Origin of the sequence: Proteus sp. STS61-E (assembly GCF_040932335.1) — a bacterium.
GTDB lineage: Bacteria > Pseudomonadota > Gammaproteobacteria > Enterobacterales > Enterobacteriaceae > Proteus > Proteus mirabilis_B.
The window spans coordinates 167,121-193,185 of the sequence record NZ_JBFQGE010000008.1; the positions used below are offsets into that span (position 1 = coordinate 167,121).

23 protein-coding genes and 1 pseudogene are annotated in these 26,065 nt (G+C 36.6%); 9 read left to right on the forward strand and 15 right to left on the reverse strand.

Annotated features, from left to right (window positions below; genetic code table 11):
* The first annotated feature begins 236 nt into the window (after positions 1 to 236).
* A complete protein-coding gene (locus tag AB4J89_RS17210) occupies positions 237 to 1,502 on the forward strand; it encodes a tyrosine-type recombinase/integrase (protein ID WP_368470058.1) in 1,266 nt (421 codons plus the stop codon).
* 53 nt (positions 1,503 to 1,555) lie between these two features.
* Positions 1,556 to 1,824, forward strand: a pseudogene (locus AB4J89_RS17215) (integrase); the annotation flags it as partial.
* A gap of 109 nt (positions 1,825 to 1,933) precedes the next feature.
* Here AB4J89_RS17215 and AB4J89_RS17220 read toward each other — a convergent pair.
* From AB4J89_RS17220 to AB4J89_RS17255, 8 genes are all read right to left on the reverse strand, one after another.
* On the reverse strand, positions 1,934 to 3,952 hold the full coding sequence (locus AB4J89_RS17220; RefSeq protein ID WP_131680038.1) for an ATP-binding protein: 2,019 nt from the start codon (positions 3,950 to 3,952) through the stop codon (positions 1,934 to 1,936).
* Positions 3,953 to 4,209: 257 nt separating this feature from the next.
* The gene (locus AB4J89_RS17225) at positions 4,210 to 5,334 is read right to left on the reverse strand and encodes a hypothetical protein (protein WP_131680039.1); all 1,125 of its coding nucleotides are present in this window, start codon (positions 5,332 to 5,334) and stop codon (positions 4,210 to 4,212) included.
* Positions 5,334 to 7,049, reverse strand: coding sequence for an AAA family ATPase (locus AB4J89_RS17230; protein WP_131680040.1), 1,716 nt, complete (start codon positions 7,047 to 7,049; stop codon positions 5,334 to 5,336). Before AB4J89_RS17230 ends, AB4J89_RS17225 begins: the two co-directional genes overlap by 1 nt.
* On the reverse strand, positions 7,049 to 8,398 hold the full coding sequence (locus AB4J89_RS17235) for a restriction endonuclease subunit S (protein WP_131680041.1): 1,350 nt from the start codon (positions 8,396 to 8,398) through the stop codon (positions 7,049 to 7,051). Before AB4J89_RS17235 ends, AB4J89_RS17230 begins: the two co-directional genes overlap by 1 nt.
* Complete coding sequence (locus AB4J89_RS17240; RefSeq protein WP_368470061.1) at positions 8,398 to 10,038, reverse strand: N-6 DNA methylase; 1,641 nt, start codon at positions 10,036 to 10,038, stop codon at positions 8,398 to 8,400. Before AB4J89_RS17240 ends, AB4J89_RS17235 begins: the two co-directional genes overlap by 1 nt.
* A 36-nt stretch (positions 10,039 to 10,074) precedes the next feature.
* The gene (gene hsdR, locus AB4J89_RS17245; RefSeq protein WP_368470063.1) at positions 10,075 to 13,596 is read right to left on the reverse strand and encodes a type I restriction-modification system endonuclease; all 3,522 of its coding nucleotides are present in this window, start codon (positions 13,594 to 13,596) and stop codon (positions 10,075 to 10,077) included.
* Positions 13,597 to 13,617: 21 nt separating this feature from the next.
* A complete protein-coding gene (locus AB4J89_RS17250) occupies positions 13,618 to 13,833 on the reverse strand; it encodes a helix-turn-helix domain-containing protein (protein ID WP_368470065.1) in 216 nt (71 codons plus the stop codon).
* Positions 13,834 to 14,004: 171 nt separating this feature from the next.
* The gene (locus AB4J89_RS17255; RefSeq protein ID WP_368470067.1) at positions 14,005 to 14,319 is read right to left on the reverse strand and encodes a hypothetical protein; all 315 of its coding nucleotides are present in this window, start codon (positions 14,317 to 14,319) and stop codon (positions 14,005 to 14,007) included.
* Between the two features lie 1,179 nt (positions 14,320 to 15,498).
* Here AB4J89_RS17255 and AB4J89_RS17260 point away from each other — a divergent pair.
* The gene (locus tag AB4J89_RS17260; RefSeq protein ID WP_368470069.1) at positions 15,499 to 15,873 is read left to right on the forward strand and encodes a hypothetical protein; all 375 of its coding nucleotides are present in this window, start codon (positions 15,499 to 15,501) and stop codon (positions 15,871 to 15,873) included.
* Between the two features lie 131 nt (positions 15,874 to 16,004).
* On the opposite strand, the gene AB4J89_RS17265 is transcribed toward AB4J89_RS17260, so the two are convergent.
* The 3 genes from AB4J89_RS17265 to AB4J89_RS17275 all read right to left on the reverse strand — a co-directional run bounded on the left by AB4J89_RS17265 (position 16,005) and on the right by AB4J89_RS17275 (position 17,865).
* Positions 16,005 to 16,454: a hypothetical protein gene (locus AB4J89_RS17265; protein WP_368470071.1), complete on the reverse strand. Its 450-nt coding sequence runs from the start codon at positions 16,452 to 16,454 to the stop codon at positions 16,005 to 16,007.
* Between the two features lie 487 nt (positions 16,455 to 16,941).
* Positions 16,942 to 17,160: a helix-turn-helix transcriptional regulator gene (locus tag AB4J89_RS17270; RefSeq protein WP_368470073.1), complete on the reverse strand. Its 219-nt coding sequence runs from the start codon at positions 17,158 to 17,160 to the stop codon at positions 16,942 to 16,944.
* Positions 17,161 to 17,259: 99 nt separating this feature from the next.
* On the reverse strand, positions 17,260 to 17,865 hold the full coding sequence (locus AB4J89_RS17275) for an inovirus Gp2 family protein (RefSeq protein WP_368470075.1): 606 nt from the start codon (positions 17,863 to 17,865) through the stop codon (positions 17,260 to 17,262).
* 364 nt (positions 17,866 to 18,229) lie between these two features.
* Between AB4J89_RS17275 and AB4J89_RS17280 the strand changes: the two genes are divergently transcribed.
* The 6 genes from AB4J89_RS17280 to AB4J89_RS17305 all read left to right on the forward strand — a co-directional run bounded on the left by AB4J89_RS17280 (position 18,230) and on the right by AB4J89_RS17305 (position 22,794).
* Entirely contained in the window at positions 18,230 to 19,084 is an 855-nt protein-coding gene (locus AB4J89_RS17280; RefSeq protein ID WP_368470077.1) for a hypothetical protein, read from the forward strand.
* 61 nt (positions 19,085 to 19,145) lie between these two features.
* On the forward strand, positions 19,146 to 20,030 hold the full coding sequence (locus AB4J89_RS17285; protein WP_368470079.1) for a GTPase family protein: 885 nt from the start codon (positions 19,146 to 19,148) through the stop codon (positions 20,028 to 20,030).
* 246 nt (positions 20,031 to 20,276) lie between these two features.
* The gene (locus tag AB4J89_RS17290; RefSeq protein WP_368470081.1) at positions 20,277 to 20,861 is read left to right on the forward strand and encodes a helix-turn-helix transcriptional regulator; all 585 of its coding nucleotides are present in this window, start codon (positions 20,277 to 20,279) and stop codon (positions 20,859 to 20,861) included.
* 137 nt (positions 20,862 to 20,998) lie between these two features.
* The gene (locus tag AB4J89_RS17295) at positions 20,999 to 21,343 is read left to right on the forward strand and encodes a hypothetical protein (protein ID WP_368470083.1); all 345 of its coding nucleotides are present in this window, start codon (positions 20,999 to 21,001) and stop codon (positions 21,341 to 21,343) included.
* Between the two features lie 139 nt (positions 21,344 to 21,482).
* Entirely contained in the window at positions 21,483 to 21,911 is a 429-nt protein-coding gene (locus AB4J89_RS17300; RefSeq protein ID WP_368470133.1) for an antirestriction protein, read from the forward strand.
* Positions 21,912 to 21,972: 61 nt separating this feature from the next.
* Positions 21,973 to 22,794, forward strand: a complete 822-nt coding sequence (locus AB4J89_RS17305) for a DUF932 domain-containing protein (RefSeq protein WP_368470085.1) — start codon at positions 21,973 to 21,975, stop codon at positions 22,792 to 22,794.
* Positions 22,795 to 22,895: 101 nt separating this feature from the next.
* Here the strand turns inward: AB4J89_RS17305 and AB4J89_RS17310 are convergent, their stop codons facing one another.
* From AB4J89_RS17310 to AB4J89_RS17325, 4 genes are all read right to left on the reverse strand, one after another.
* Positions 22,896 to 24,245, reverse strand: coding sequence for a phospholipase D family protein (locus AB4J89_RS17310; RefSeq protein WP_349420688.1), 1,350 nt, complete (start codon positions 24,243 to 24,245; stop codon positions 22,896 to 22,898).
* Between the two features lie 728 nt (positions 24,246 to 24,973).
* A complete protein-coding gene (locus tag AB4J89_RS17315; RefSeq protein ID WP_311755589.1) occupies positions 24,974 to 25,288 on the reverse strand; it encodes a hypothetical protein in 315 nt (104 codons plus the stop codon).
* A 298-nt stretch (positions 25,289 to 25,586) separates the two neighbouring features.
* Positions 25,587 to 25,808, reverse strand: a complete 222-nt coding sequence (locus tag AB4J89_RS17320) for a hypothetical protein (RefSeq protein ID WP_368470088.1) — start codon at positions 25,806 to 25,808, stop codon at positions 25,587 to 25,589.
* A gap of 42 nt (positions 25,809 to 25,850) precedes the next feature.
* Complete coding sequence (locus AB4J89_RS17325) at positions 25,851 to 26,036, reverse strand: hypothetical protein (protein WP_368470090.1); 186 nt, start codon at positions 26,034 to 26,036, stop codon at positions 25,851 to 25,853.
* Between the last annotated feature and the right edge of the window lie 29 nt (positions 26,037 to 26,065).

The following is a 26,065-nucleotide window of genomic DNA, read 5'->3' on the forward strand; positions in this document are numbered from 1 at the left end:
TGCATGTCAATCTAACTCAACCCACATCAACCTCCGAGTGAGTATATAACTGAGTATATACGTCGCTTCGATAATGAATGTATACTCGTCATACTTCGAATTACATGGTTGTTGGCTTCGTTCCGCTATCCGAGTCACATAGCCATCTATGCTCCTCGGCTATCTTCACTTGCCGCCTACATGTAATCCGAATTATTTAGAGTATATGCTTGCTCAAAGGTGAGAGGATAAAGAATATGGCATTAACCGATACGAAAGTTCGAGCTGCTAAACCAGACGAGAAAGCTTATACACTGACAGACAGTGATGGCTTGTTTCTTTATGTTCACCCCAATGGTTCTAAATATTGGCGCTTCCGTTTTCGCTTTGGCGGTAAACAACATTTAATGGCTTTTGGTGTATACCCTGAAATCTCCTTAGCGGATGCAAGAGAAAGAAGGGATGCCGCTAGAAAGCAAGTTGCTTTAGGTATCGACCCACGTGAACTCAAGAAAGAATTAAAGGAAGAACAACAAAAAGAATTTAATACTTTTGAGAAGGTAGCTCGCGATTGGCACGCGACCAATAAAAAGTGGTCAGAAGGCCATAGCCATCGAGTTCTCAAAAGCCTTGAGGACAATATCTTTGTTGCTATTGGTAAGCGTAATATTGCTGAACTGAAAACTCGCGACCTCCTTGAACCGATTAAAGCCGTAGAGATGTCTGGACGTCTTGAGGTGGCGGCACGTCTACAACAACGTGTGACAGCCATAATGCGTTATGCCGTACAAAGCGGATTAATCGACTATAACCCAGCACAAGATATGGCAGGTGCTGTGGCTACAGGTAAACGAGTCCACAGAGCCGCTTTAGAACTCAAACGTCTACCCGAGTTCTTACAACGCATCGATGATTATAAGGGAAGACCTTTAACTAAACTTGCAGTCAAACTCACCTTATTAGTCTTTATTCGTTCCAGTGAACTGCGTTTCGCCCGTTGGGAAGAAATCGATTTTGATAATGCCATGTGGACGATCCCTGCTGAACGCGAAGCGATAGAAGGGGTTAAGCACTCCCATCGCGGATCAAAAATGCGTACCCCTCATTTAGTCCCATTAAGCCGACAAGCTATTGAGATCTTAAAGCAGATCTATCAATTTAGCGGTAATCACGATTTGATCTTTATCGGTGATCATAACCCCAGAAAACCCATGAGTGAAAACACGGTAAACAACGCATTACGTGTGATGGGCTATGATACTAAAACGGAAGTGTGTGGTCATGGTTTCAGAACAATGGCATGTAGCTCGCTGATTGAGTCAGGGCTATGGTCGAAGGATGCAGTAGAAAGGCAGATGAGCCACCAAGAACGTAACTCAGTAAGAGCTGCTTATATCCATAAAGCAGAGCATATTGAGGAAAGGAGATTGATGGTGCAGTGGTGGGCGGATTATTTGGATGCAAATAGGGAGAAGGAGATTTCGCCGTTTAGTTTTGCAAAATTAAACAATGAGAGAGTGTGATGTATGCAAATACAGTTTTACATACCTCGCTAAATGCTCATCAAAAGCTGGACAGTAAAGAAAGCGTAAATCAGGTTATTTAATTGCTTGAGTATGAGGGAAGACAAACAGGACATGATTTCTGCCCGAGATGGGGACTATCTTGCATGAGAAAGGTTTTAACTTAGCATGGGTTGAAACTCTGCTCACACATATCGATAAGAACGGCATGTATAACCATGTTCAGTATGTAGATAGGCACAGAGAAATGATGCAGCGGTATGCGGATTACATGGATGAGTTGGAGAGGGGGCTGGATAATGTGATTAGTGTGAATTTTTAGTGATAAATAGCCATCTTTACGTAAATGCGTATAGATGGCTTTGTAAGATAGATTATATTCGCTATTTCATGCATATTATATCGAAAATAAGTAAAGGGAAGCAGACTCTCTAAGCAGATGGCAATCCAAGTTTGTCAAAGAATGCACGATTACGCTCTCCAGCAGCTTTCACCAATTGATCAAAGCTAATCACTTCGATATAAGCATGGGAAGGGTCGTTATAACCGAAATAACCCATTCCATCAGATGTGATCCGCAAATTGCCCCGACGACAGCGTCGGTGCATAGATTCAGTGAGGTCACAAAGAACGTAACAATAGCCAGGTATATCATGATTACCTGGAATTGGTCGGCCATTCTTTGTAGTTACCTTTCCTTCACGTACTCGCTCTAAATAACTTAGTGCTTGATCAATAGGATCTTTATCTTCACCTTCTCGCATATCATTTCGCATTGGTCGTTTGATTTCGATAACAGTAATAGCAGCTAGTGGGAAGCTGCTCTGGTCGTTAACAAGAAACGGATTATCAAACACTCTAATTCCGAGTAAATCAGGTTCTTTCGCAGAGTTATTGCTAGTAATAGGCATTGAATTGAGAGTTTTATCAGAAGCTAAATAATTATGAAATGCCAAACGTTCATCGATTAACCAAAAATTGCAAGAATCAAGGAAAACTTCACTGGAATCTTTGCGCATAGGCATGATCAGCTCGTGAATCATATCTTCACGGGCGTACTTTCCATCTTCTAGCCGCTCTATAGATTTTTGTAGTAGATCGATAATTACTTTGCGGTGTGAAACGTAATTGGCAAGGTCTGATTTTTTAAGGTCTCCTGCTTTACGTAGGTACTCTCCTAATCTTTCCTTGTACTCTGTTACGTGTTCTTTACTTTGAGGCTGCATAATATCGTGGCCTTCGTTTACTAGCTGGCGCTCTACTTCATACCACTGAGCATGAAGGTGGAGCTCTAGCTCTTTATCTGATTTCTCTGGATCAACAATCAGTAAATCTTCTGCAACATAACTAGTAATAGGGCGATAGCGTGGTGCATGATTATCGATAAAATCATCCACTCGAGCTCGACCAGCCGATACATTTTTTGTCAGAACATCTTGCAAGTACTCTTTGGTTCGAGCCAATATAGCTTCTCGAATATCTTTGAAAGTCACTTCGTTGAGCATATCTTCAACATCTTCGGCTATATCAAACGAAGTACGTTCACTGCGAACATGTTGATTGAGATACTCGGAAGATACGTAGCAGGTATAGGTGAATTCACCAGAAGCATCTGAAATTTTCCCGTAGAGGCCCGGTAGTTTTCCCTGAATGGATTCTTCTTTAACAAGTCGATTCGCTGCACAAAGTGCTAGTTGATGTTTTTTATTAACGGATGCACGAAACTTGATATGGGTTAAGTCAAATTTGTAGTCCCGAATTGTAATAGTCTCGAGAAATGCGCTGGCATGCATATGCTCTTCGAGTAAATGATCAAGGTCAAAAACTTCGCCCGAGTCTTCTAGAAGTATCTGGGGAGCACTTCCTTGTCGTACAAAATACCAAAGTACATGTTCCAGCAACTGATTGGCAATAGACTGACCTTTTGAAGGAACTTGTTTTCGGAAGCTTTCATCAAAATTAATCAGCTTGATAAGGGTACCTGGTTTTTTAGATGTGACTTCAACAAGTTTCTCATCATGGATTCCTGATTTATCGTCAAAGCGGAATACGCGTTTTTTAAGTTCACCATCAAGATCGAAAAAGTGGCTTTCCACTTCAACTAAGCCAAATACTTTCAACCACATCAGACGGCCAACTCCTCGGCATCCTTTATCAATTTTATGGTCTGAATCGAGAGTTTTAAACGACTTAACGTTGGCTTCGTTAAAACCACAGCCATTATCAGTTATGCTGAAGCCGGTGATTGGTAGTTGGGATTTTACATCTAAATCTAAGATACCTTGAGTAGCGCGATTAATACGGAGAATGATCTTTCCATCGGGTAAATTATCCATCTCTTCAATAGAGTGAATGGAGTTTACCACTGCTTCAAACACAGGCATTAAGCCGTGATTTTTGGGCAACGAAGTGTTTCGTAAGCGGCCTTTTAAATTTGTTTGTAAACTCATGTTCAACCACTCCTTCTTAATCTCTATTGCTGAAAAGCTTGTATAGTGGCTTTAAGTGAGCAATATATCATCTACATGGTCTTGAATTATTCTAATCAACAAAATACAGTGAATATTATTAATTAGATTATGGTTTTTCATTGTAGCAATATTTTACTGTGATTAATGGTATTGATTGGACAGTTATGTTATTTAGCGAGCTCTGCTAAAACACAGTAATTATAAATAAACAAATTATTTAAAGAAACATTGCAATCTTAAATTTGCTCAAGGATATACTCCCCTCCATCAGCAGCTTGTTGCTGAACAAAATCCAATTTTGCAACAAATGGAGATATATCTATTTGCTGTAATGCAAAAAAAAGTTGTTGGTACCAAAATGCCCATTCTTTGCGCTTTAGAGTATCTGCCCTTGTAGGGGCAGCTTTTTCTCTTATTCTCCTTGCAAGATGAGCGGGGTCTCTTGGAGTGATTTCATCTTCTATAATAGCTTCCAGGGAACGAAATTTTCCTTCAACTCGGCTACAAATTTCGTATATATCATTCCATGTATTTAGCTTGTTTAGTATAGTTGTATCTTGCTCATTCCACTGAACTTTGATCGTAGGTTCAGGATCTAACAGATTATTGATTTCAATTCTAATAAAATCTTTAGCTTCCTCATTGTATGGATAGAATGCCATACGATCAGTTTCATTTGAATCTTCAAATAGGTCTTTTGCTTTTTTAGCGTCTTGATTGCAAACATCGCATAGCGGAATGAGATTATCAGGGTGTACAGCAAAAATAGGATACTTTGACTTGCATAACTGATGGTCGTAATCTGCACGCCACTGATCACCATCTGGCACACAAGCTCTGAATGAAGCCAATTCTCTCATACCACAAGCCTTGCATATGTTTCCGTTAATAGTTTGTTGCCTGTATTCATTGAAGTGTGCTGTGATATTCGTGTCTTCAGCTGCTTCAACAATAGAAGCCAAATCTTTGGTTGAGCAATATAAATGAGTACTCAATGATTTTAGGGCTTTGAAACATAGTTCGGGTAAAAAATCAAGCATACGCCTTTGAGGGGTATCAAAAAATGCCTGTAAATCCTGATTGTCCCTCATTATTTCAAATAATTGTTGTTTGGTATTCTGACCAGCTTCATTTAATGAATTGAAAAGTTTTTCAAACTTATCTCTGGTTAAATCATTCTTGGCTCTAGAATCATTTTCTTTTGCGTTATTCCAGCAAGCTTGTCCTACATGACTAGTAGTAAACAATGTTCTATTAAACGTATTTGTGCTTACAGCTTGCTCTAAAAAATATAGAAGTTCTGCATTCAGTAGCCTAAAAACCTCAAATCGCGGAGTATTGTCTGCTAATCGAAATAACATTACTGGCTTAACTTCCTTATTAAGTAGGCTTTTTCTGGTGACAATCCAAGATGTTGTTCAATCCAATTCTTGGCGTGTTCATCACCTTGTTTTAACTGCTTACGAATTTCGTCTATAACACCTTGCGATATAAGTGAGCGTAGCTCAAATAAATCTTTAATCAATACATCAAATGATGCGCCGTAAGTTTCATTTTGGACTACTCTCATGTCTATTAAGCCGTTATCGTTTCGACGAAACTGATAAACATTATTTCGTTTTAATGATGAAATCATAAAGGGGGAGTGGCTTGAAATAAATAACTGGTTTTTTTCATTATCAACACCTATCGTACTTTCAACAAATGAATGGAAATAGGTTCTCCAAGATGGATTTAAGTGTGTTTCAGGTTCATCAAGTAAAAATAGAGCTCTGCTATCTTTATATATCGAGACCATAGATAAAATTTGAATTAATTGTGCTTCACCATCAGACAAGTCATCAAATTCAATATACTTTTGTCCATCTGTTAGCTTAAGAGATAAAACATGAATAGGCGATTTCCATTTTTGTGGTCTTCTTACTGTACCATTGAAGTTATCTTGTCTGAGTTGATGCTTGGTCTCACTTTGCCAATATTGTGCTGCTAAAAGTTGTAATCGATAGAGTTTTTCAAACAATATTTGCGGAGTGAAGAAACTACTCTCAAGAATGTTCTGTACACTATGAGAGCTAAAATCTATCGTGACCTCACCCGCTAAATAGTCCAATTCAAATTGGTTAAAGAATTCTTCTGAAGTTTTGTTTAATCTTGGTAATGTTTTAAATGAAGAAGAATGTATTCCACCTAAGCAATTGATTAATTTTGCTATATCTAACAATGCACCAGCATCATGAGTGAACTTACGTAAGTCATAACGAAGTGTAACTGAGTGAATTTTATTAAAGCGCTGTTTTCCTTGCCATATAGCCTTTTGCTCTATATCTGGCATCATTCCCATACTTGCCAACATTAATGCTGTAGTGTCTTGATCAAAATATTTAAGTCGAGGCAGTGTTGTTGATCTTAATCCAATATTAGGATTATCAGATAAAAATGACTCTTCAGGCAAAGCTGGAAACAAAGCAGGGTGGCGAGCTTGATAGTAGTGATATGCTTCATTAAGTTGCTTATTAAGTAGCTTAATGTCGTCTTCAGTTAGTCGCTTTCCTATGTTATTTTTTAATGTATTAATAGAAGCTAGTCTTTGTTCCCATGAACGCTTAATATTCATTACATCTAGGTATTGAATAGCATTTTTCATAAATGAGCGCTGCAGGTTTTCATTTAAACCGGACGAATAGCCAATAATTTGACTAGGTAAAATCTGTTCTTCGATATCTTTATTTTCAACAGACGTTAGATCTAACCAAGCATCATTACGATAGATATTCACTGTACCATTTTGTTCGATATTTATTGAATAATTATTTGTTTTGGTTTCCGAATCGTAAACTTGGTTGCTATAGCGAAGTTCAATTGCTAAATCAGAGAACCAGTTACGACATTTAAAGTCACTTCGTAAAAAACGTTCCAAATAGCCGAAGGATTCAGCAATCAATTCTAATAACTGAGATTTGCCTGAGCCATTTAATCCAATAAAGGCAATGATGTTTCCTTCAGCTGAATTAAAATTAAAGGTTTGATCCTTCAATCCTTTATATTGTCCTTTTAAGGATAGTGACAATAAATGCATCAGACATTTTTCCTTGTTCGTGTTTTTTTCGCTGCTTCCAGTGCCTTACGTTCAGCTTTAATTTTTTCTAACAAGGATTCAGCACTATTTTCACCACTAACTAAATCTGGATTAGCAGTACGCCAGTCAGCAGTAAGTTCGCCACGGAATGCTTTGGCAAAAATAGATTGAGTGAGGTTGTTCACCCGTTCTAGTGCCACATTGGCTTTTTGCTCTATACTGTCAGCAAAGTCAAAAAACTTTTCAACGTACTGAACGATTTCGGCTTGTTCTTCGATTGAAGGCAAAACAAACTTGAGTGCGGCAAGTTCCTTAGAATTTATATTATTTACACCACTCGTAGATCTTGAACTAATCTCTACGACATCTCTTACTACTCTCGAGTTCATGATATTCAAAAGAAAACTAGGCAATATTTTTTTCTCATTGCATCGGATTCGAATTAGATAACCAGCGTATAAAAAACCTTCATATTTTTGTTCAACTAATGCAGGTTTTCCTACTAAATCAAGGCTTCCATTCGATCTAATTACTAGTATATCTCCAACTTTTAGAGCTAAGGTTTTCAACTCTTTTTCTGTAAAATCAGCATACTTTAGATCTGAGGTATTTAGTTTTCTGTCACTAATATTTGGAATTCTTATAACGGGGGTTTGCCCGCCATTGTAGTCACATTTTTTAGAGGTTCCATACCGTATATCAGTGGCTATTTCTCCAACTGTAACTGTAATGGGATTGTTTACTGAAACTAATTTCCCACTAACTGCTGCGGATAGAACCGATTGGCGGAAAGCTTTCATAAGCTCGGAAATGCGTTCGAGACGAGCTTTGTTTTTTTCTACCTTGGTTAATAGGGCATCAAGTTTGTCAGCGATGACTTTTTGTTCTTCCAGAGGTGGAAGTGAGAACTTATAAGCTTGTACATCTGAAGATTTAGCCGCTGGATATAAGGCCCCTTGCACTGCGCCGCTAATCGAATCGATAAAATCTTTTGAGCGAGTTAATGCAAAAATATAACGGCTATCAACCCATACCGATTTAATAACTTCAAATCCAGTTGAAGCTATTTGGTCGTTTAGATCTTTTGGAACTAGTGCAACAGCATTTAGGTTGGGCCTTGTAAGAGAAACAAGAACATCTCCTGTATTGATAACTTTTCTAGCTCGACTTGGCGCATTTTTTCCTGTTATTTTTAGGGGCGATTCGATACATTTCGAGTCTCTATTAATACTTCCGATATCAACATAGATAAACTCCTTATCTCCTGACGGTTTCCGTTGTTCACCTTTGAAGGAAATCTCGGAAATTTTGGAAATACACCACCCTTGAGGTAAATGAACGTCACCCATTATTTCCCCCCTTCCAATGCAACTAGCAGCTCATGCAACTCACTTAGAGCGGCTTCCAATTCTTCTTTTGCTTCCTGCGCTAATATACTTGGTTCAGGTAAGTCCTCAGCATCCACACTGTTTTTATCTCTTAGCCAGCTAATATCCAGTGAATCATCTTTAGTTTTGGAAATCCACTCGCGGCTAAAACAGCGCCAACGTGAATAGGCTAGACGGTCATCGACACCTTGGTTCTCTGCTACAGTTTCTTTATCTACTTCGATCTCTTGGACATTAAAGCTATATTCACCTTCAGTTCGTTTACTGGTACCGTCTGAGTTGTCACCGAACACTTTTTCAAATGCCCCTAGGTGTGGATCTGTACCGAAGTCTTTTGACGTAAAGCCAATGTTCGAATTACCAAACGGAGTGCGTTTACCAAAGCTAGGCATATTAGTTCGTAGATCGTAGACCCAGACATTCTCAGTGCAATTTTCTTCCTGATATTTGTTTTTGACGGAACCTTTGGTGAAAAACAGAACGTTGGTTTTAACACCTTGAGCGTAAAATATACCCGTAGGTAAGCGCAGTATGGTATGTAAATTACATTTGTTCATTAAATCACGGCGTACATCTGTGCCCACACCAGCTTCAAACAAAACGTTATCAGGCAGTACCACTGCAGCGCGGCCACCAGGTTTAAGGTTACGATAGATGTGCTGCAAAAACGCTAATTGCTTATTGCTGGTTTTATAAGTTAGGTCATCACGGGTATTAGATGCCTCACCGCCTTTGCTGGTACCAAAAGGCGGATTTGCTAAAATAACATCAGCTTGTTTTAATGATTTACCTGCCTCACCTAAGGAATTCCCTAAGTGAACTACGCCTTCGTTATCGCCTTCCATGCTATGGAGTAAGCAGTTCATTAAAGCTAAACGTCGGGTGTTGGGTACCAATTCGACACCGACAAAGGCTTTGTTTTTTTGAAAATCGGCGTCTTTTGCGCTTAAATCCATATAGTCATCGGTTTGTTCACGCATGTAGAGATCTGCCGCAACCAAGAATCCAGCTGTACCTGCTGCTGGGTCTTGTATTATTTCTCCAACTTGAGGTTTGATACAACGCACCATGCTGTTGATCAATGCACGGGGTGTAAAATACTGGCCTGCACCTGATTTGGTTTCACTTGCGTTCTTCTCTAAAAGTCCTTCATACAAATCACCCAGACCGTCTTTCTGCGCGCTGAACCAGTCGATTTGGTCGAGAGTTTTGATCATTTGCTCTAAGTGACGAGGTTCACGCAAGCGTGTTTGTGCATCGGCATAAATAGCACTAATTAGTGGGTCTTCGTGAACCTGAACTTCGATGGTTTTACCTGGCTCGTTTGGGTCGGCTTCAGTACGCTTACCTGTAGATAAAGCTAATAGCATAGTTTTATAGTCATTGAGTAGGTTAATACCTGACTTAGCATTGATATCAGTCCAACGGCATCCTTCTGGTAATGGATGTTTTTTTAATGTCCCTGCTTCTGTATTTTCGTGTACCATTTTAACAAATAGTAAAAGTACTAATTCGGTTACATAATCACTGTAGTTGATTCCATCGTCACGCAGTACGTCACACAGATTCCAGAGTTTTTGAACGATGTCGTTGTTGGTCATAATTGTCTCTTCATTAAATTTTTATGTCTATTGAGCTTAGGCTATTTTCTGTGGCCAAATGGCATCACTGAGCTCATTTAATACGGTATCAAGTTGATTACCGAGTATCTTGTCAAATTGCTTAGCACCACCTTGCTCAGAAAAACGATTGTTCACAAACTCATGGTCAATGATAACTTCGTGTACTAGTTGTTTTGCCAAGCGATCGAGCCATTTACGCTGTGCAGGGCTCCAACTATGGCTTTGATAAATACATTGCATTGCTTTGGCTACTCGTTGGTCAAAGGGCACTAGTGGTTCCCCTAGAGCTGCTCGGCGGATATGACCAATAATACTGGCGGCAATGTCTTGATTAGTCTGATTACGTACGGCACTTTGTAATTTGGCTTCTGAGTAACCTGCGCTATCCAGCAATAATTTTATTTCCTTCAATTGCTCTCGGGTAAGATCTCTCGGTTTATTTATAATGACAGAAAGAGCAGCACTTTGGTTGAGCTGTTCTTTAATAAATTGATTGAAGCTATCCAAATAGTCTTCCGGTTTTTGGTGTACACCGTAGCTTTGTGTACGTTCACGAAGCTCATCAACGTGTTCTGAAATCAAAGGTTGGCGTTCACTACCCAGTAAATGATTAACTTCAGCCAATTGGTTTAGCAGGCCACTGTGTTGAGTGATAAAGATTGCGGCTTGTTTGGGACCTAGTTCCTGTAAGTGTTTATGCAGGTTTTTAGGCTCTATCCCCCATAAGTCTTGTAGCTCGTTCAGTTTTTGTTTTAACGTTGGTTTGTTTTCCGCTTTTTTCTCTGCTTTACGTAAAATGCGCATAACTTTTTGGCTGAGTTGACTAAGAACAACATCTGCATGGCTTTGCTCAGGTGTATCACCTGGTGCATTCAAAGCTCGTTCCAATAGTTCTGGGGTGGTAATTTCATCAATCAATTGTTCTAGTGTGATGTTAGGGTCTTTTACTAATGGTTTCATGGTATTGACATCAGCAAGGGCTGCGTATATATCAACAGGATCGTAGATACGAAATACAGTTTTCCCTATATCGTCACAGCGTCTCGTAGCACGGCCAATCATTTGCTCGTACAAAATTCGTGATTTAACGCGGCGCATAAAAACCAAATTACTAATTTTAGGTACGTCAATTCCGGTAGTGAGTAGATCAACAGTAATGGCGATATTTGGGTAACGCTCATTTTTGTACTGCCGAATTAGTTTGTCTACTTGAGGACTTTCACCTGTGATTTTGGCTACAGCCGCTTGATTATATTCACCGTTGTACAGTTCTTTAAAAGCGTAATCGAGTAAGCGCTTGACCATGTCAGCGTGTAGGTCTGTAGCACAAAAAATGAGGGTTTTCTCATCACCAAATGGGTCAAGCTCTTGAACCAATTGCTCACAGATAACTCGATTAAAGTTTTCGTTAATCACTCGCCGGTTGAAAGCATCTACCTCGAAATTAAGTTCATCATCCAGTTCCGCACTCTGTACTTCACCCGTTTGAGTATTGATTGCACTGACTTTTTCACCTTTGGCAAAAGTAATACCATTCTGGGTGAGTAGTGTTTCATAGCGAATTGGAGGTTCGTGGTCAATCAACCAGTCATCTGCGACAGCTTCACGGTAGGAGTATGTATAAACGGGCTTACCAAAAATCTCGCTAGTATGTTTTGCGGGTGTGGCTGTTAAGGCTATTTTGACTGCGTCAAAATATTCCAGTACTCGGCGATAGCTGGAAAGATATTGGCTGGTATCACGTGTGGCTAGCTCTCCATCAGTCATTTCTTGGTCCAGAGTATAACCCCTATGCGCTTCATCGATAATGATGCAATCAAATTGATCAACTGGTGGTGGAGTATCGCTGATAAAAATCCGATGAACCATGGCTTGTACTGTCGCAACCTGAATACGAGTTTCAGCCTCTGTAGCCATATCACCAAGCTCTGCTACATTATAAATTTTTGATAATGTATGGTTTTGCTCTAACGGTGCTTCGTTAAATGCATCAATCGCTTGTTGTCCAAGAGCTGTGCGATCAACTAAAAATAAAATACGCTTGAATCGTTCAGTTTTTAGAAAACGATACATTAAACCAATGATAGTTCGTGTCTTACCTGTTCCGGTTGCCATAGCCAATAATGCACTACGTATTTCTTTAGCTAATGTATTTTCTACTGCGATAATAGCTTTTTGTTGATAATCACGTAGCTTAAGGTAACCAAATGGCTCTGTCTTAAGTTTTTGCTGAGCGGCTTCCTTACTACGTTTAAGTTGGTCAATGAGGCCTTCCGGTGTATGGAAACCTGGTAATGCGCGCTTGGTATTAGCGGAATCGCGTACATCTCGAAACCATGTACCGGATTGCTCGGCTAACTGTGGTACATAGGGACGTCCGTTACAGGAGTATACAAATGGAATTTTATAGTGGCTATCATTCTCATCTGGCCAAGCAATAGTCTCTCCAGCTAGTTCCCATGCGCCTTGCATAGGTGCAGTTATGTTAAAGCCTTTACTGTAGCGTTCGGCTTGAGAGATCTTACCTGCGACATTAGTATTTTCTTTTTTCGCTTCAACGACTGCGATTGGTGTGAGGCCAGCAAATAGCACGTAGTCAGCTCGACCTTTTTCGTTCTTATGATTGGTTGGCCATTCGGCTATGGCGATATTTTTCCCTTTCTCAGGACGGGTGCCTTTTTGAAAGGTAAGAGCTTCGCTATTAGCTTTCCAGCCAGCTTCTGTTAATTGCTGGTCAATAAGAATCCGAGTTAAAGCTTCATCTAAGACAATATGTTGAGTTGCAGCATGTGTATTACGGTTCAGTTGTTGGCGTTGTGATGCTTGGACTTTTTGATCTTGGCTCGCTAATTGAGCGAGAAGTGTCTTGATTTTTGTTTCATAATTTTGTCGTTGTTGATTCAGAGCTTGTTCATTAGCTGCTGCTTGCTGAGCCAATTCACGAGATTCTTCATCCATTGCGTGAGCAAGGGCTTCATACTCATTTTTTTCTTGGGCGATGAGTTCATTAAGCTGTTGACTTGAATCAAGGTCGATGTTGGCTTGCTGCAATTCATTTTTGAGGCGTGTGATTTCATTTTGTAAATTGCGTAGCTGTTCGCTGGGATCTGTTGGGGGATGGAACGGGCCTGGTTTGAATTGGGTTCCCATTTTACCAAAAGACTGATGAAACCAGATAGCTAGTTTGCGAGCGACGATTAAACCATTAATAGCTTCCCGATGCTGAGTCTTGAATTGGTGCGTAGCCTTATTACCTTCTATGCGTAGAGTATGAAATAGTTCCCTTACAACTGGTTCTAGTTTCAGCTCACGATGTATTTTATAGAGTAGGTCAGCTTGTGTAGTTTGTGCATCGAAAGGTATTCCTGCCAAAGCTGCAATATGTTGAGCTAGAGCTTCTCCCAACTGACGAAGTTTAATGAGCGTTGTGTTAGGGTCACTAGAAAATGTTTGTTCTGCAGAGCGGGTTAGCTCGACAAATAATGGGTCATGTTCATCAAGGAATTCAAAGTTGCTGGTTTGATTGGGGAAAATCATAATACAGAAACTCCACTTTACTTATTGGCCAGTGTCACTTGGGATTCGTTCTAACAGGTCACTCAATTGGCAATCGAATAGTTGACACAATTTATCAAGTACTTCCAGATCCACTTTTTGAGCAGTCTCTTTATAGAGTAATGTTACTGTAGCGCGACTAAGCCCCGTTTCTCTGGCTACATCTGCAATTCGTAGCTTATGTTCACCCATCATGCGGGCTAGGTGGCAGCGGATCATGGTTGCGGCTCTTGCTGAATAGTTCAAATATAGGAAGAATATAAATGTATCACAAATTGCTAATTAACGTGGTAATTTGTAATTTTAAATTATATTTTTTAGCTTAAACTCTCATTTTTAATTGCTGGGGCTAAATTAAATATTCAAGAGAGAGCAGTAAACAAATTTTCCTCAATAATCTAATAACACATAATCATTCATTATCCTCGTCAGTCCCCAGTTCTCCATCTGCCTGCCAATTATCCATTCCACCAGCTGTTCTTCAGTTTTCATCTTTAAGGCATTCAGCCAATCATCTAACGGAAAACCCAACATCAAATCATACCAGCACAGCCACATCAATTTATGGCGTAGATCAGGGTCATTAAACTGGTTAAATAGGCTAATCAGCTTATTCGCAAATGAACGTTGCCCAAGGCGGACGCACTCGCTGAGAAGAATCCCTTCTAAAATGGGGTGATAACGCAGTAGGCGGTTATCAATCATTAAACTGACTCTATATCAGATTGTACCGATAAAGGCTCAGGAAACGTCCTACAGTGGATTAAGCGGTACGGACATGAGAGGAACTACAGCGGGTACGCTGTCGTTATCTGGAAAGCGTATATCCGCCACCATCAGCTGGTGGCTATTCTTGATTAAGGGATGGCATACTCCCTGGAAAACGGCGAGTTTGGTAAAGCTATCCAGCCAGTATTAGTAATGATGTAGCAATACCTCATGGCGGGCATGATACTTCTTTATAGTTGAAATTCCGATGTGATTTAAATGGTGGTGTTGTCAGCGCAGAAAGGGTAGTGGTGTGATGGTTTAGCTCTGGATTGGCAATACGCTCCTGCAATCAATTTTCAATTTCACTCTTCAGTCATCGAGAACTTTGACCCTGTTTTATTGGCTTTGGAAACTCACATCTTAGAACCACTTGCCCCAATTATGGGGCTCATATTACATAGCTACATTCTTAATATGAACAGTTTTTGGTAAATTGATCTGTATTAACGATCGGTTCATTTATTTCAATAGATTAAATCTATTAAAAGTTGGTTATCAATCGATTTATTGATAGGTTTTACAGATCGATTCTATAATTTTGATCGTTTATAACGATTTTAATTCTAGCTCTCGTTCCTTTATGCTACTTGCGATAGTACATATCACTGTTTAATTAAATCAAGGCGACTCATCATAGAGGAAGTCATTATGTCAGAGCGTTTCGAAGATAGTCCAGAATATGAAGATTGGGTTGAAGAAACTGGCGGGTGAGATGAAGAACGCTCAGATTATTACAATAAATGGATGAGAAGAAAACAACGAGAATCTTAGTCGTAATGACGTCAATTTTATTAATAGAGTAGAGCTATAAATTTGACTGGCTCTTTTTCTTTGAGTCAAGACTATTACCATGCAAATTATCTTATTTTTATTATTCATTTTTATTGCTTTACCTATTGTTTTTAAATTTCCCAATTTAATCAAATCACTCTTAAGTGGTGTTTTTAATTTCGCTATTTATTTTATTAAACACCTTCCTGAAATATTAAATAACAATAATAAAAGAAAATAAAAAATAACTTTATAAGTTACTGAGTTAATACCAGAGAAATTTTTATCCTTTAAACAAGGATATCTTCTATTTTTCTATTATCTCTATACAAGGATTTTATAATGAAATTGATTAATTATGTTCGTGCTGTATTGCTTGTGGGTAGTTTTCTATTCTGTAATTCAATGGCATTTTCCGCTAATCCTCCAATTAAGGTCGATGCGAAAGGCGATAGACTTCGAGCCGGACAAGCTTCTTTTCCAGTATGGCGTTATACGATTACTAGCCTTGATGACAATATTACGTTGCAGTCATTAGTGTTGAACCGTGGTAACTGTGTTATTTCGACAAATGATAGAGGAAATAATATGAATGCTAGATTGAAATTTGGCCAGTCTTACACGTTTACCACTCCAAGTAATTCATCCTATACTGAATGCAAACCACTTGAATTGATTGTAAACACAGACAAAGGGGAATACACCTTTACATGGTGATAGTACTAATATCGTTAGTTCCATAAACTGATTTCTATTCATCAATGTGTTTTAAAGGGCTTGGGGTGATAAGATACTCTTTAATAGATTAACTATTGAACTACAGAATCCTTCAAGCCCTCTATAATTATTTAATGATTACTTGGTAAATCAAAAATATGCTCTCTAAGATTATCGACTACAGTATTAGGTATACAATTTATCGTAGTGATTAATTTATCTTTTTGGTACACATCTACTTGTGCTTCGTGTTTTGAATCAAAATAAGAAGAGGAAATGGTGTAAGTATAATTACCATTTTGAAAATCCATCTCATAGATTTCAGCAGCTCCATTATCTCCTTTCGGAGTTAAATAGCGTCCCTCTAATTGATCAGGTTTTTTCGTGAGGGTTATGTCAGGTTCTTGATTGAGTTTACCAAATTGGTAGACATATTCTCCATTCACAAGACTAATATTAACTTTTTTTTGGCTTTTATTGACACATTGAAAAACTGTTACAGTATAGTTATCGGCAAGAGCAATGGGAGAAAGTAATCCCGTAGAGAAAAGAAAAAACAATGTATTACGAAAAGTTAGCATGATGACCTCTTAATATCATATTGTAACCAATCTACAATTATTGTAGTGCAGTTTATTTCAATTGTCATATTGATACATTTAGCTTTTTTACTAAAGCATAATAACCTTTCATTTTGTGATTATTGTACGGGTCTATCTATACTAGTATCGCCAGTTCCACTTCTAACCAACTTTTCCTGTGTTATACAAACCTGTGACATGTATCGTGAATCCAATAGTGTCTGATGGACATCCTGTGTCTACAGCACCTATTCTTGACTGCCATCACAAATGAACTAGTACTTTGAATCTTTAGCAAATGACGTAAAATCTTCCCGTAATAGAACAGTACTAAAGGTTTTGACCATAAATAATTCCCTTCAGCATTTTATCTCTTCTTAACTGGCACACGAAACCTGACGGAGTGCCGTCTAATATGTAGTTAAGTATGCCGTTAAGTGCTATATGATGAATGCAGAAAAAAGATGATTAGCAAGTAAGTGGAGAATTAAGCGCGAGATTCTAGAATACGGCTAGTTAGCCACAGTTCTACATCACTTTTAAGCCATCGTGAACTACGCCCGAATTTAATTGGTTTTGGAAACTCACCATCTTGAATAAGTTTATAAAACCATTTATCTGTTAGACCTGTTAATTGAGTTATAAATTTCATATCAATAAACTGATTATCAAGAAGAGATATAGGTGAAGGCATTGAACTTGTCATGATGAATAATCCTGTCTTTAATGGATAAAGTCAGAAGTGATATTCAATAAATAAAATTGATATCACTTCTGTTCATGACATTCCATCTCCAGTAATTAATTATCGACTGCATCCCACTACTCTATGCCCATCGTTATAAGGTTTGCTAAAGTCCTTAGCTAAATAGGTTAAAAAATCAATCCATTTATTCTTTTTTTCTTTAAACTCTGGATCTTTTTTATTTAAATACTTTATTTCAAAAGGCACATAATGGACTAAGCCTGAAGTAATTCTATCAATACCTATTGCGCTAAACCAAGCCGAGTTAATCATTGAGTAAAGGTTATATGTATCTTCAAAACTACCGAGAGAAAAGAAAGCATCTTTATTAAAAAATAAGACACAATGATAATGCTGATGTTTATTAATAGGACCAATTTCTCTGACCCAAACATATTTTAGTTTATTAGGATATATTCTTTTTTTATCTTTTTTGTTCCGTTTTTCGTGAGCTTTTAGCTTTGATTTTAATGATTCAAAGAATCGAGATATAACACGGGAGTCGTTTTTATGTTTAACCTTTAGAGGAAACCTTAGATCTATCCTAACGATAAAATTTCTGGAAGATTGTTCTAACACAGAGTCTAACGTCTTAATTATCTTCTCTTTGATTTCTAAGTTTACCGAGGTCATTTTTGGATTAGTTAAATGAATATTTATTTTCATGTACGCACCTTTTAGTCATGAGATTTCATAGATTGTAGAGATACGTATTAATTTATTTTTTCTAGATTGTTATTTTTTCGTTTCATTATCTTTAAACTAAGGGTAGTAATATAATTCTAATACTACATTGCGATGTAATAGCCTATCTGTAGGTATGTTAGATATATATAATACTATACCAACATGCTTTTATATGTATGGGTATCTAATTTATTATAATCATTTTGTCTATTTCACTCTGACATTAAATTGATTTGTAAGTGTATGGTAACTCTATTGTATCGCTTGTTTTATTTTATTTTTAAATTAATATTTACTTATGATACATATGTTTGTATGATTTTGCATTTTTAAGGATTTTAATATGAAGAGATTTACCGTTAATGTTGAATCAAAAGAAATAATTGATTATTTGAATTTTAAAAAAAGACTAGATAAGAAATCATATTCTGAAATTATTGAAGATGCATTAAAAATGAAAATGAATGCAGACATTGATTCTAGTAATGTTTTCGATAAGGTCAGGACTAAGAAAACAATAGATTTAACTTGTGGATTGAGGCGTTGCGGTTTTCGTGATAGAAATGGCGATTTAGTTGAACATTATAAAAGACCACTAGATAGAGTGATTGATTTAATAATTAGCGTTAATGCTTTTAAAAATTTAACTGAATTAAGAAAAAATATTCCAAAGTTAAATATCAAAGAGTATATTTTAAAGTATCTTAAAGAATATTCTTTAGAGTTGCCTCATAGCAGATATATAGATATAAATTTAATACTAATATCTAGTATCTATGTTTCTGTTGTTAATATTTTTTATAAAGATGATGAATCTCTTCCTTCTTTTGAAGAAAAATATAAAGTTATAGATAATATTAATTCTAATGAGAAGGTTAAGGTGTTATTGAATATTAAAATAACAGGGATGGTTTATAGAGTAGATGCATTCAATGATGGTGTATTAAATTATGATATTTATAATGTAAAGTATATTCGCTATCATGATTTAATTAAGCTTAATGAGGAAAATGATATAAGTAATAAAGTTTTTCTTTTGCATTGTAGGTATGGTGGATTTTTTGTAAAAAAACACAAGAGCGAACCTCATAATTTTAAAATAAAAGAAGATAAAAAAGGAAATGTTGAAATAAAAATAAATGATGAAGGGTTTAATATAAGAATAGAACCGGAAATAACTTTTAAAATTAAAAAATAACATGCATTATATTATAAATAAATATTATCTCTTTGTTATTACACAAGGAGATAATTTATTTATGTTAACATCAACGCTTATTTCTGCCACATTAACTAAAGTACTTCCTCAGTCCCTTTCACATTTACATTCTCAAATTGAGAGAAAATTATCTGCCCTAATTCATTATTCTCCCACCATTGGTTTAATGGGTAAAACAGGTGTCGGTAAATCCAGTCTATGTAATGCCTTATTTCAAGCCAACATTTCCCCTGTGAGTGATATTCACAGTGGTACACATGAAGCTAAATATTTTGAAATGCAGTTAAGCACACGAACATTAACTTTCGTAGATTTACCGGGTATTGGTGAAAGTATCGCAAGTGATGAGGTTTATCAGGTTCAATATAAACAACTGTTACCTAGACTTGATTTAATTATTTGGGTATTGAGGGCAGATGAACGAGCATGGTTATCTGATGAAATGACGTATCGATTTCTAACAGAGCAATGTGGTTATGATAAAACACAGTTTCTTTTTGTTTTAAATCAAGCAGACAAAATTGAACCTTGTCGAGAATGGGATACAGAGCATTGTAAACCTTCAGCGATACAACATCAGAATCTACAACAGAAAGTCGCCATTGTTCAGCATACTTTTTCACCTCTCCATCCTGTTATTGTTATTTCAGCGAAAGAATCTTATCAATTGAATTTGTTTGCTGAAGCATTGATATCAGCATTACCTTCACACGCTAGTAGCAGTGTAGTTAGTCAGCTACAACGGAAATATCGAACTGAGCCTGTTGAATATATCGCTCGACAGAATTTTGGCCAAAGTGTAACAGAAACTGTTGATTCTTTAATTCATGAACTTTCATTATCCACGTTACTAAAAACTGTATTGCTGAAAACAAAAGGCATCTTAGTTGATGCAGTAACTTCATTATGGCGATGGTTATTTTAGCGTTATTAAAATAAAGCAAATTTCCTTCAAATAGTATGTTTTGTACATATATCGTTCAATGTGACTAGACAGGGTGTGTCGTTCTTAAAAAATCCGAAGTGAATGGATTTAATATGCTTATAAATCAATGTATTATCGATTTTAATTTCTGAAAAATCTTTTCATTTAATTTTAAATTACGACATAACCTGTCTGATGCATTTCTTATACTGAGGCTTGTTTGATATGGCACAGGAGATGAGGGATATGCAGGGAAATGAAGCTCGCCATGACCGCTTAGCTATGCGGTTATCGCTAATCATTAGTCGGTTATTAGCGGGGGAAACATTATCTCTAAAAGCACTCTCTGATGAATTTGGTGTGTCAGAAAGAACTCTTCAACGAGATTTTAATCAGCGATTATCTCATCTTGATTTAGTTTCAGATAAAGAAGGATATCGTTTATCTGGGCGTTTAACAGCTTGGCGTCCACCCGATATTTTTACCTTTCTACAAAAAGTAGGGCTATCTCGTTATTTTCTGGGGTTAACACGTAAGGCGGTAAATCACCTGCTTAATAGTGATATTCATTACCCTTGCTTAGCTTGGCACACTTCCATTGAGACTCACCCCACCAGCGCTGAATGTTTTTATCGCATTATTACTGCGATTACGTCAACCGTTGATATTCGTATCCAGCAGACAGATAGCGAATGGCTACAACTCACACCTTATCGACTAGTTCTTCAAGGTGCCCATTGGTATCTCATTGCGTGCATTGTACTGAGATTAGTCGTTATTCCTTTGGATAGGATTCAAACTGTTCACATTACAGAAATAATGAGTTGTTGACGACAAGATATCTGTCAGTTATCACAGGAAGATGATTTTATTCAAGGATTACCTTATTTCGATAGTTTTCAACGAACAATGAAAGGTATTGATTATTAATACCTATTTTTCTTTATATTAATTAATGGAATATAATCATGATTTTTTCAAATGTACTAAATAAATTAAAAGAGTATTCAAAAACCTTAATAATATTGTTTTCCGTATTTGGGATTATAGTTCTCTATAAAGGTTGTAGTGGGGAGGAAAGAACTTACTATCGTATAGGGGAGATTAGAGCTGTTAATTCCTGTGGGCAGTATGACTCTCGTAATTATCTTTGTGGCCTTGATATTTATGATACAAGTACAAAACAGTCATTATCAAACGAAATGGTAGGGCTTAAGTCTCAACCTTATGTCGGTAATGTGTTGTTTAGTCAATGCATAGTGAAAGGCTCAAGTGTGTCTTGTTTAAAAGAGTGGAGAGATATTCGCTCATAACTCATCTACCAATCTGATGTATTTATTTTCACATACTCATTCCTAGATTTAACTCTTTTCTATTTCAATGAATAAGCTTGTCGGTTATCCGACAAGCTTATTTGTCTTTATTTGAAGGAAATACATAATGAATTCAACAATGTTAGCTAAAGATGGTTTTGAATATATTCAAATCAATAAAGTATCTGTGTCAGAAAGGCTCGATTTCTGGCAAAGCCACTTTGGCACAGTTAAAGGTTTCGCCACGTTTGAAGTAGTAATATTTACTATTATGGGGCAGTTCTGTGATGAGTACACAGGCGGCTATTGGGAATACTGCACGTTACCCAATGGCGGTGCATTTATTTATCCTGATTTGGACCATGAAAAACTCACGCTCTTCAATATGCACAATGGCAACGAAGCGCTACTTAGTCCTGAAGCAGCTGGTGTTGCAGTTTGCCTAATGTTGTACAGCCAGTGGTCATTTAGAACGGAAAGTGAACTACTCGTCGAGCGTTTCTATCAGCTTCGTGACTATGCCATTCAACATCCTGAAAGTTCAGCTATTTTTCTTCTTATCGATTAACGCCTTTCTTAATTCATTCTTTCAGTTTTACCTATCTTATTTATATTCAAGGAAATTCATTATGACTCGTTTAGCTTCCCGCTTTGGTGCGGGGAATAGCATTCGTCGTGACCGGCCGTTAACCATTGAAGAATTATTCCGTACTGTACCCAGTGTTTTCTCTGAAGAAAAACATGAGTCGAGAAGTGAGCGTTACACCTATATCCCAACCATTACATTACTTGATAGCCTTCAAAAAGAAGGCTTTTATCCCTTCTTTGCTTGTCAAACTCGAGTGCGTGATGTGAGTCGTCGGGAGCATACCAAGCATGTGTTACGCCTACGTCGTCATGACCAAATTACAGGAATACAAGTGCCTGAAATCATCTTACTTAACAGTCATGATGGCTCAAGCAGTTATCAAATGTTACCGGGCTTATTTAGAGCAGTATGTCAGAATGGTTTGGTTTGCGGCGATACCTTTGGTGAAGTACGTGTACCCCATAAAGGAGATGTCGTCGGTAAAGTGATTGAAGGCGCTTATGAAGTACTAGAGACCTTTGATGCGGTTGCTGAAAAACGTGAACAGATGCAATCTCTCATGTTACCTCCACCAGCACAGCAAGCCTTAGCACATGCAGCTTTGACCTATCGTTTTGGTGAGGATTATCAACCGATTACAGAAGAACAAGTGTTACAACCTCGTCGTTGGGAAGATAAAAAAGATGATCTGTGGACGGTGTATCAACGTTTGCAGGAGAATCTAATTAAAGGAGGTCTATCAGGACGTAATGCTAAGGGTAAGCGTGCTCGCACGCGTTCTGTGAATGGCATTGATGGGGATATCAAATTGAATAAGGCGCTATGGGTGATGACTGAAAAAATGTATGAATGTTTTAGGTAGTGTGAATTGTTTATAATAACTCAGTGTTATTAGTGTATGCTTCAAATATATTGGCACCGAGTTGGATATTGAGTATCAGTGCCAATTCATTTATCGAAAAATTATATATTAATTTTTACGGGGTATCCTAATGCTCTAAGTGCTTTGTTTGTTCTTCCATTTCTAGGTGGAGTATCTTCAGGTTTAGCCCATCCTGCAACTTCAGCAATAGAGTTAATTCCATAATGAGCAAATTTATAATCTTCATCCTTTCCTGCAAGATATATTCGTTCCCATATGTTTTCAGCTTTATCGCCATATAAAACAAATTCAAGAAGTTCAAAAATATTTTGACCTTTTTGATTGCGTTGGCTTATCAACCATTTCGTATATAAAGGTAAACGTTCATTTCTTGTCAACGTTTTCTTGTTTGGTTCCCCTAGAGATTCTGAACTCATTTTTATCAAATGATCCATTGTCGCATGGGTAGAATGTATAATATTCAGAAGATCATTTTCTTTCAGGCTTTGAATATTACTACGCTGTAAGCTTTGACGTATTAGTGGTGCCTTGATTTGCAGATTATCATTTTCATTTGATGGTGGGGCAGGTAAATTTTTCCACCATGATAGCATATCTGTTAGCGCTGCCTGAGGATTTCTACTATTCATTTGGTAGAGTTCCTCATAAGGATAGGTATTATCATTCTGTTTTACTTTATTATAATAGTACGCATGTAGAAATTGATCTGTTTGCCAAAAAAGTGGTGTGTCTTCTGCAACCCAAGTAGGCCGGTACTTATCAATTTGTGCTGCAATATTTTTAATTATAAATAGTGCACTTTCCCATTCTTTTTTGAAATTCTCTTTCAATTTATCTTTTGATTTTTTTTTATCAATAAAGCTTACACCTTCCCAAAAAGGCATTTCTCTTTTTGATTTTATTTTTTCTTCTTCATTTTTTTTCTGCTTTTCAAGTTCTAAAAATTTTTTCTGTTCTTGAATTATATTTTCATTTAAATCAAAACATACATCCAAAGATTCTAGATTATCAAAAAATTCTGTTAATTGTTCTAGCATACCAGAGTTAACTAGATCACTTTCGGTAAAGAAAACACCAGCTTCTATATTTGAATACCATGCACGGTTAGTGAGATTCGCTGAACCTATATAAGCACCATATCCTTTCCACCAGATAATTTTGCTGTGTAATGCGTCCGGGACTAGTTTACAAAAAATATTGTTTTTTGTATTTTTCAGGAGCTTTGTTAGGAAACTGGGAGCAACTGGTACTGTGTGGTCATAACGCATCCAGATATCTAATCGAAACTTGTTATCTATGCAATGTTGCAATAGTTCTGTTCTATCATCACCATACGCAATTGCTGCAACGACACCATCTAGCTCAGTTCCTGAAGGAGGTAATAATGATTTGAAAAATTGCTTATTTAAGCCATTTGCAACTAATTTCATTTTGACCCTTAATTTTTACTTTGAATAAGTTCATACTGCCATATTTCGCTATAAATATCGGGTCTAAATAAATTATGTCTATCAGTGTCTGAATTTTTTCTTATCTCATGTAAAACCACTGAGTATACATTTAAGTATACAAAAAATTATCTTTAAATTTATATCAAATAAAAACAATGCATTGCCTATAAAAAGCGAGTCCGGCCTTCGCACCAAAAATCAGAGGTTAAAAGCGTCTTTTTTTATGCCTGAAATTTATGTTTTATAGAGTGTTACCTACCTTCCAGTTATTCAAAGTATCTCCAGTTGAACGTGAAGTGATATTAAGGAGTTTAAATACTCTCATTGAAGATCAAAAATATACACTCCTTATTTAGCATTTTTAAGCTGACAAGCTATTAAGATCTTAAAACACATCTATCAGTTCAGAAGTCTAGAACACCAATGAGAGAAAATACGGTGAACAATGCTTTATGTGTGGTGGATTATGATACTAAAACGGAAGTGTGTAGGTATGTTTTTAGAATCATGTAGTGTGTTTTATTACTGAATAAAATAAAATAAAATAAAATAAAATAAAATAAAATAAAATAAAATAAAATAAAATAAAATAAAATAAAATAAAATAAAATAGAAAAGAAAAATCAGTCATCAAAAGGTTAACTTAGTAAAAGCTACTTATATTCATAGAGTACAACGCGTTACGATAATTCTATTTCCACAATTAGTTACTCAACTAAACCCACATTAACAATATAATCCCTACTAAATTCTTTTGAGGCAACAATCATACTTGGATATGTGGCACCACCAATAGTGACTTTTATCATTCCAGCATTTGTCGGTGTTCCATATATTTCTACGCAATTATAATCATGAGTTATAGTGTCAGTATTACCTACGGTAGAAGATCTCGGGCGTTCACAATTACGAAGGAAAAGACCTGAATTATTGGGTGAGATAAAACCAATATTTCTGTGCACACCACCAATAACTGGTCCTCCTAATATAGTAATTTTTTGAGAATAAGGTACTCCAACCATAGCGTCATTTAATATCTCATTATCAGGAAAATAAGTTATTTTATTGCCTGAAAAACTGCATGAAGTTAGTAAAAAAAAATTAATATAAAAAATAATCGTCTAATAATCATAGTAATAAAGAAAAATGAGTAAGTTATTGATTAGTTTATCGTGACTTTATAAACATTGTCGATTTTTTACCTAAATACATAGTCTCTAAGGATGAGTGAAATACAGAGATTGTAATGACACCTTTTTTATAGGGGGTGCCATAAATTGTAATATTATGAAGATCTTTATCTTTTTTAACTTTACTTCCTCATTTTTGATAAGAAACTTTAGGTTTCCACTCTAAACCGGAGTTTTTTGGGGTTATTATAATTTCTACGCATTTTTTATTTAATGCACCACCAGATATCTGAATTAACTCAGAATAAGGATGATCCACAACTGCGTTAGGTAATTTATTAGGTATCACTTTAGGTGTTGGATTGCCATAACCAATTAATAAAAGGAATAAAATGTAAATAATAAATCCCATATTAGATTATCTTCTTAAAAATAAGTGCACCAAATATATGTTCTAAGATATATTTAATGTTTTTCCTTTTTTTACGTGCCATCTAACTTCCTCCCAAGAAAAAGATTTAAAATTAGCTATTGTATTAAGACTATTATCTAAATTTATATTTTTACCATTTTCATCAGAAATAGGACCAGCCAAAAAAACAATGATTCTTCCATGAAGTCTCACCTTAAGCTCTTTCAAACACTCCAGAAATTGGCGGGTCTTAAGTA

Coding starts and splice junctions, on each gene's coding strand:
- AB4J89_RS17295 (WP_368470083.1), top strand. CDS start 20,999: ATGATTTTTTCAAATGTACTAAATAAATTAAAAGAGTATTCAAAAACC.
- AB4J89_RS17265 (WP_368470071.1), bottom strand. CDS start 16,454: ATGCTAACTTTTCGTAATACATTGTTTTTTCTTTTCTCTACGGGATTA.
- AB4J89_RS17235 (WP_131680041.1), bottom strand. CDS start 8,398: ATGGGTGACGTTCATTTACCTCAAGGGTGGTGTATTTCCAAAATTTCC.
- AB4J89_RS17315 (WP_311755589.1), bottom strand. CDS start 25,288: ATGGTTGGAGTACCTTATTCTCAAAAAATTACTATATTAGGAGGACCA.
- AB4J89_RS17210 (WP_368470058.1), top strand. CDS start 237: ATGGCATTAACCGATACGAAAGTTCGAGCTGCTAAACCAGACGAGAAA.
- AB4J89_RS17320 (WP_368470088.1), bottom strand. CDS start 25,808: ATGGGATTTATTATTTACATTTTATTCCTTTTATTAATTGGTTATGGC.
- AB4J89_RS17270 (WP_368470073.1), bottom strand. CDS start 17,160: ATGACAAGTTCAATGCCTTCACCTATATCTCTTCTTGATAATCAGTTT.
- AB4J89_RS17230 (WP_131680040.1), bottom strand. CDS start 7,049: ATGCATTTATTGTCACTATCCTTAAAAGGACAATATAAAGGATTGAAG.
- AB4J89_RS17255 (WP_368470067.1), bottom strand. CDS start 14,319: ATGATTGATAACCGCCTACTGCGTTATCACCCCATTTTAGAAGGGATT.
- AB4J89_RS17250 (WP_368470065.1), bottom strand. CDS start 13,833: ATGATCCGCTGCCACCTAGCCCGCATGATGGGTGAACATAAGCTACGA.
- AB4J89_RS17225 (WP_131680039.1), bottom strand. CDS start 5,334: ATGTTATTTCGATTAGCAGACAATACTCCGCGATTTGAGGTTTTTAGG.
- AB4J89_RS17305 (WP_368470085.1), top strand. CDS start 21,973: ATGACTCGTTTAGCTTCCCGCTTTGGTGCGGGGAATAGCATTCGTCGT.
- AB4J89_RS17240 (WP_368470061.1), bottom strand. CDS start 10,038: ATGACCAACAACGACATCGTTCAAAAACTCTGGAATCTGTGTGACGTA.
- AB4J89_RS17310 (WP_349420688.1), bottom strand. CDS start 24,245: ATGAAATTAGTTGCAAATGGCTTAAATAAGCAATTTTTCAAATCATTA.
- AB4J89_RS17260 (WP_368470069.1), top strand. CDS start 15,499: ATGAAATTGATTAATTATGTTCGTGCTGTATTGCTTGTGGGTAGTTTT.
- AB4J89_RS17300 (WP_368470133.1), top strand. CDS start 21,483: ATGTTAGCTAAAGATGGTTTTGAATATATTCAAATCAATAAAGTATCT.
- AB4J89_RS17220 (WP_131680038.1), bottom strand. CDS start 3,952: ATGAGTTTACAAACAAATTTAAAAGGCCGCTTACGAAACACTTCGTTG.
- hsdR (WP_368470063.1), bottom strand. CDS start 13,596: ATGATTTTCCCCAATCAAACCAGCAACTTTGAATTCCTTGATGAACAT.
- AB4J89_RS17280 (WP_368470077.1), top strand. CDS start 18,230: ATGAAGAGATTTACCGTTAATGTTGAATCAAAAGAAATAATTGATTAT.
- AB4J89_RS17275 (WP_368470075.1), bottom strand. CDS start 17,865: ATGAAAATAAATATTCATTTAACTAATCCAAAAATGACCTCGGTAAAC.
- AB4J89_RS17285 (WP_368470079.1), top strand. CDS start 19,146: ATGTTAACATCAACGCTTATTTCTGCCACATTAACTAAAGTACTTCCT.
- AB4J89_RS17290 (WP_368470081.1), top strand. CDS start 20,277: ATGCAGGGAAATGAAGCTCGCCATGACCGCTTAGCTATGCGGTTATCG.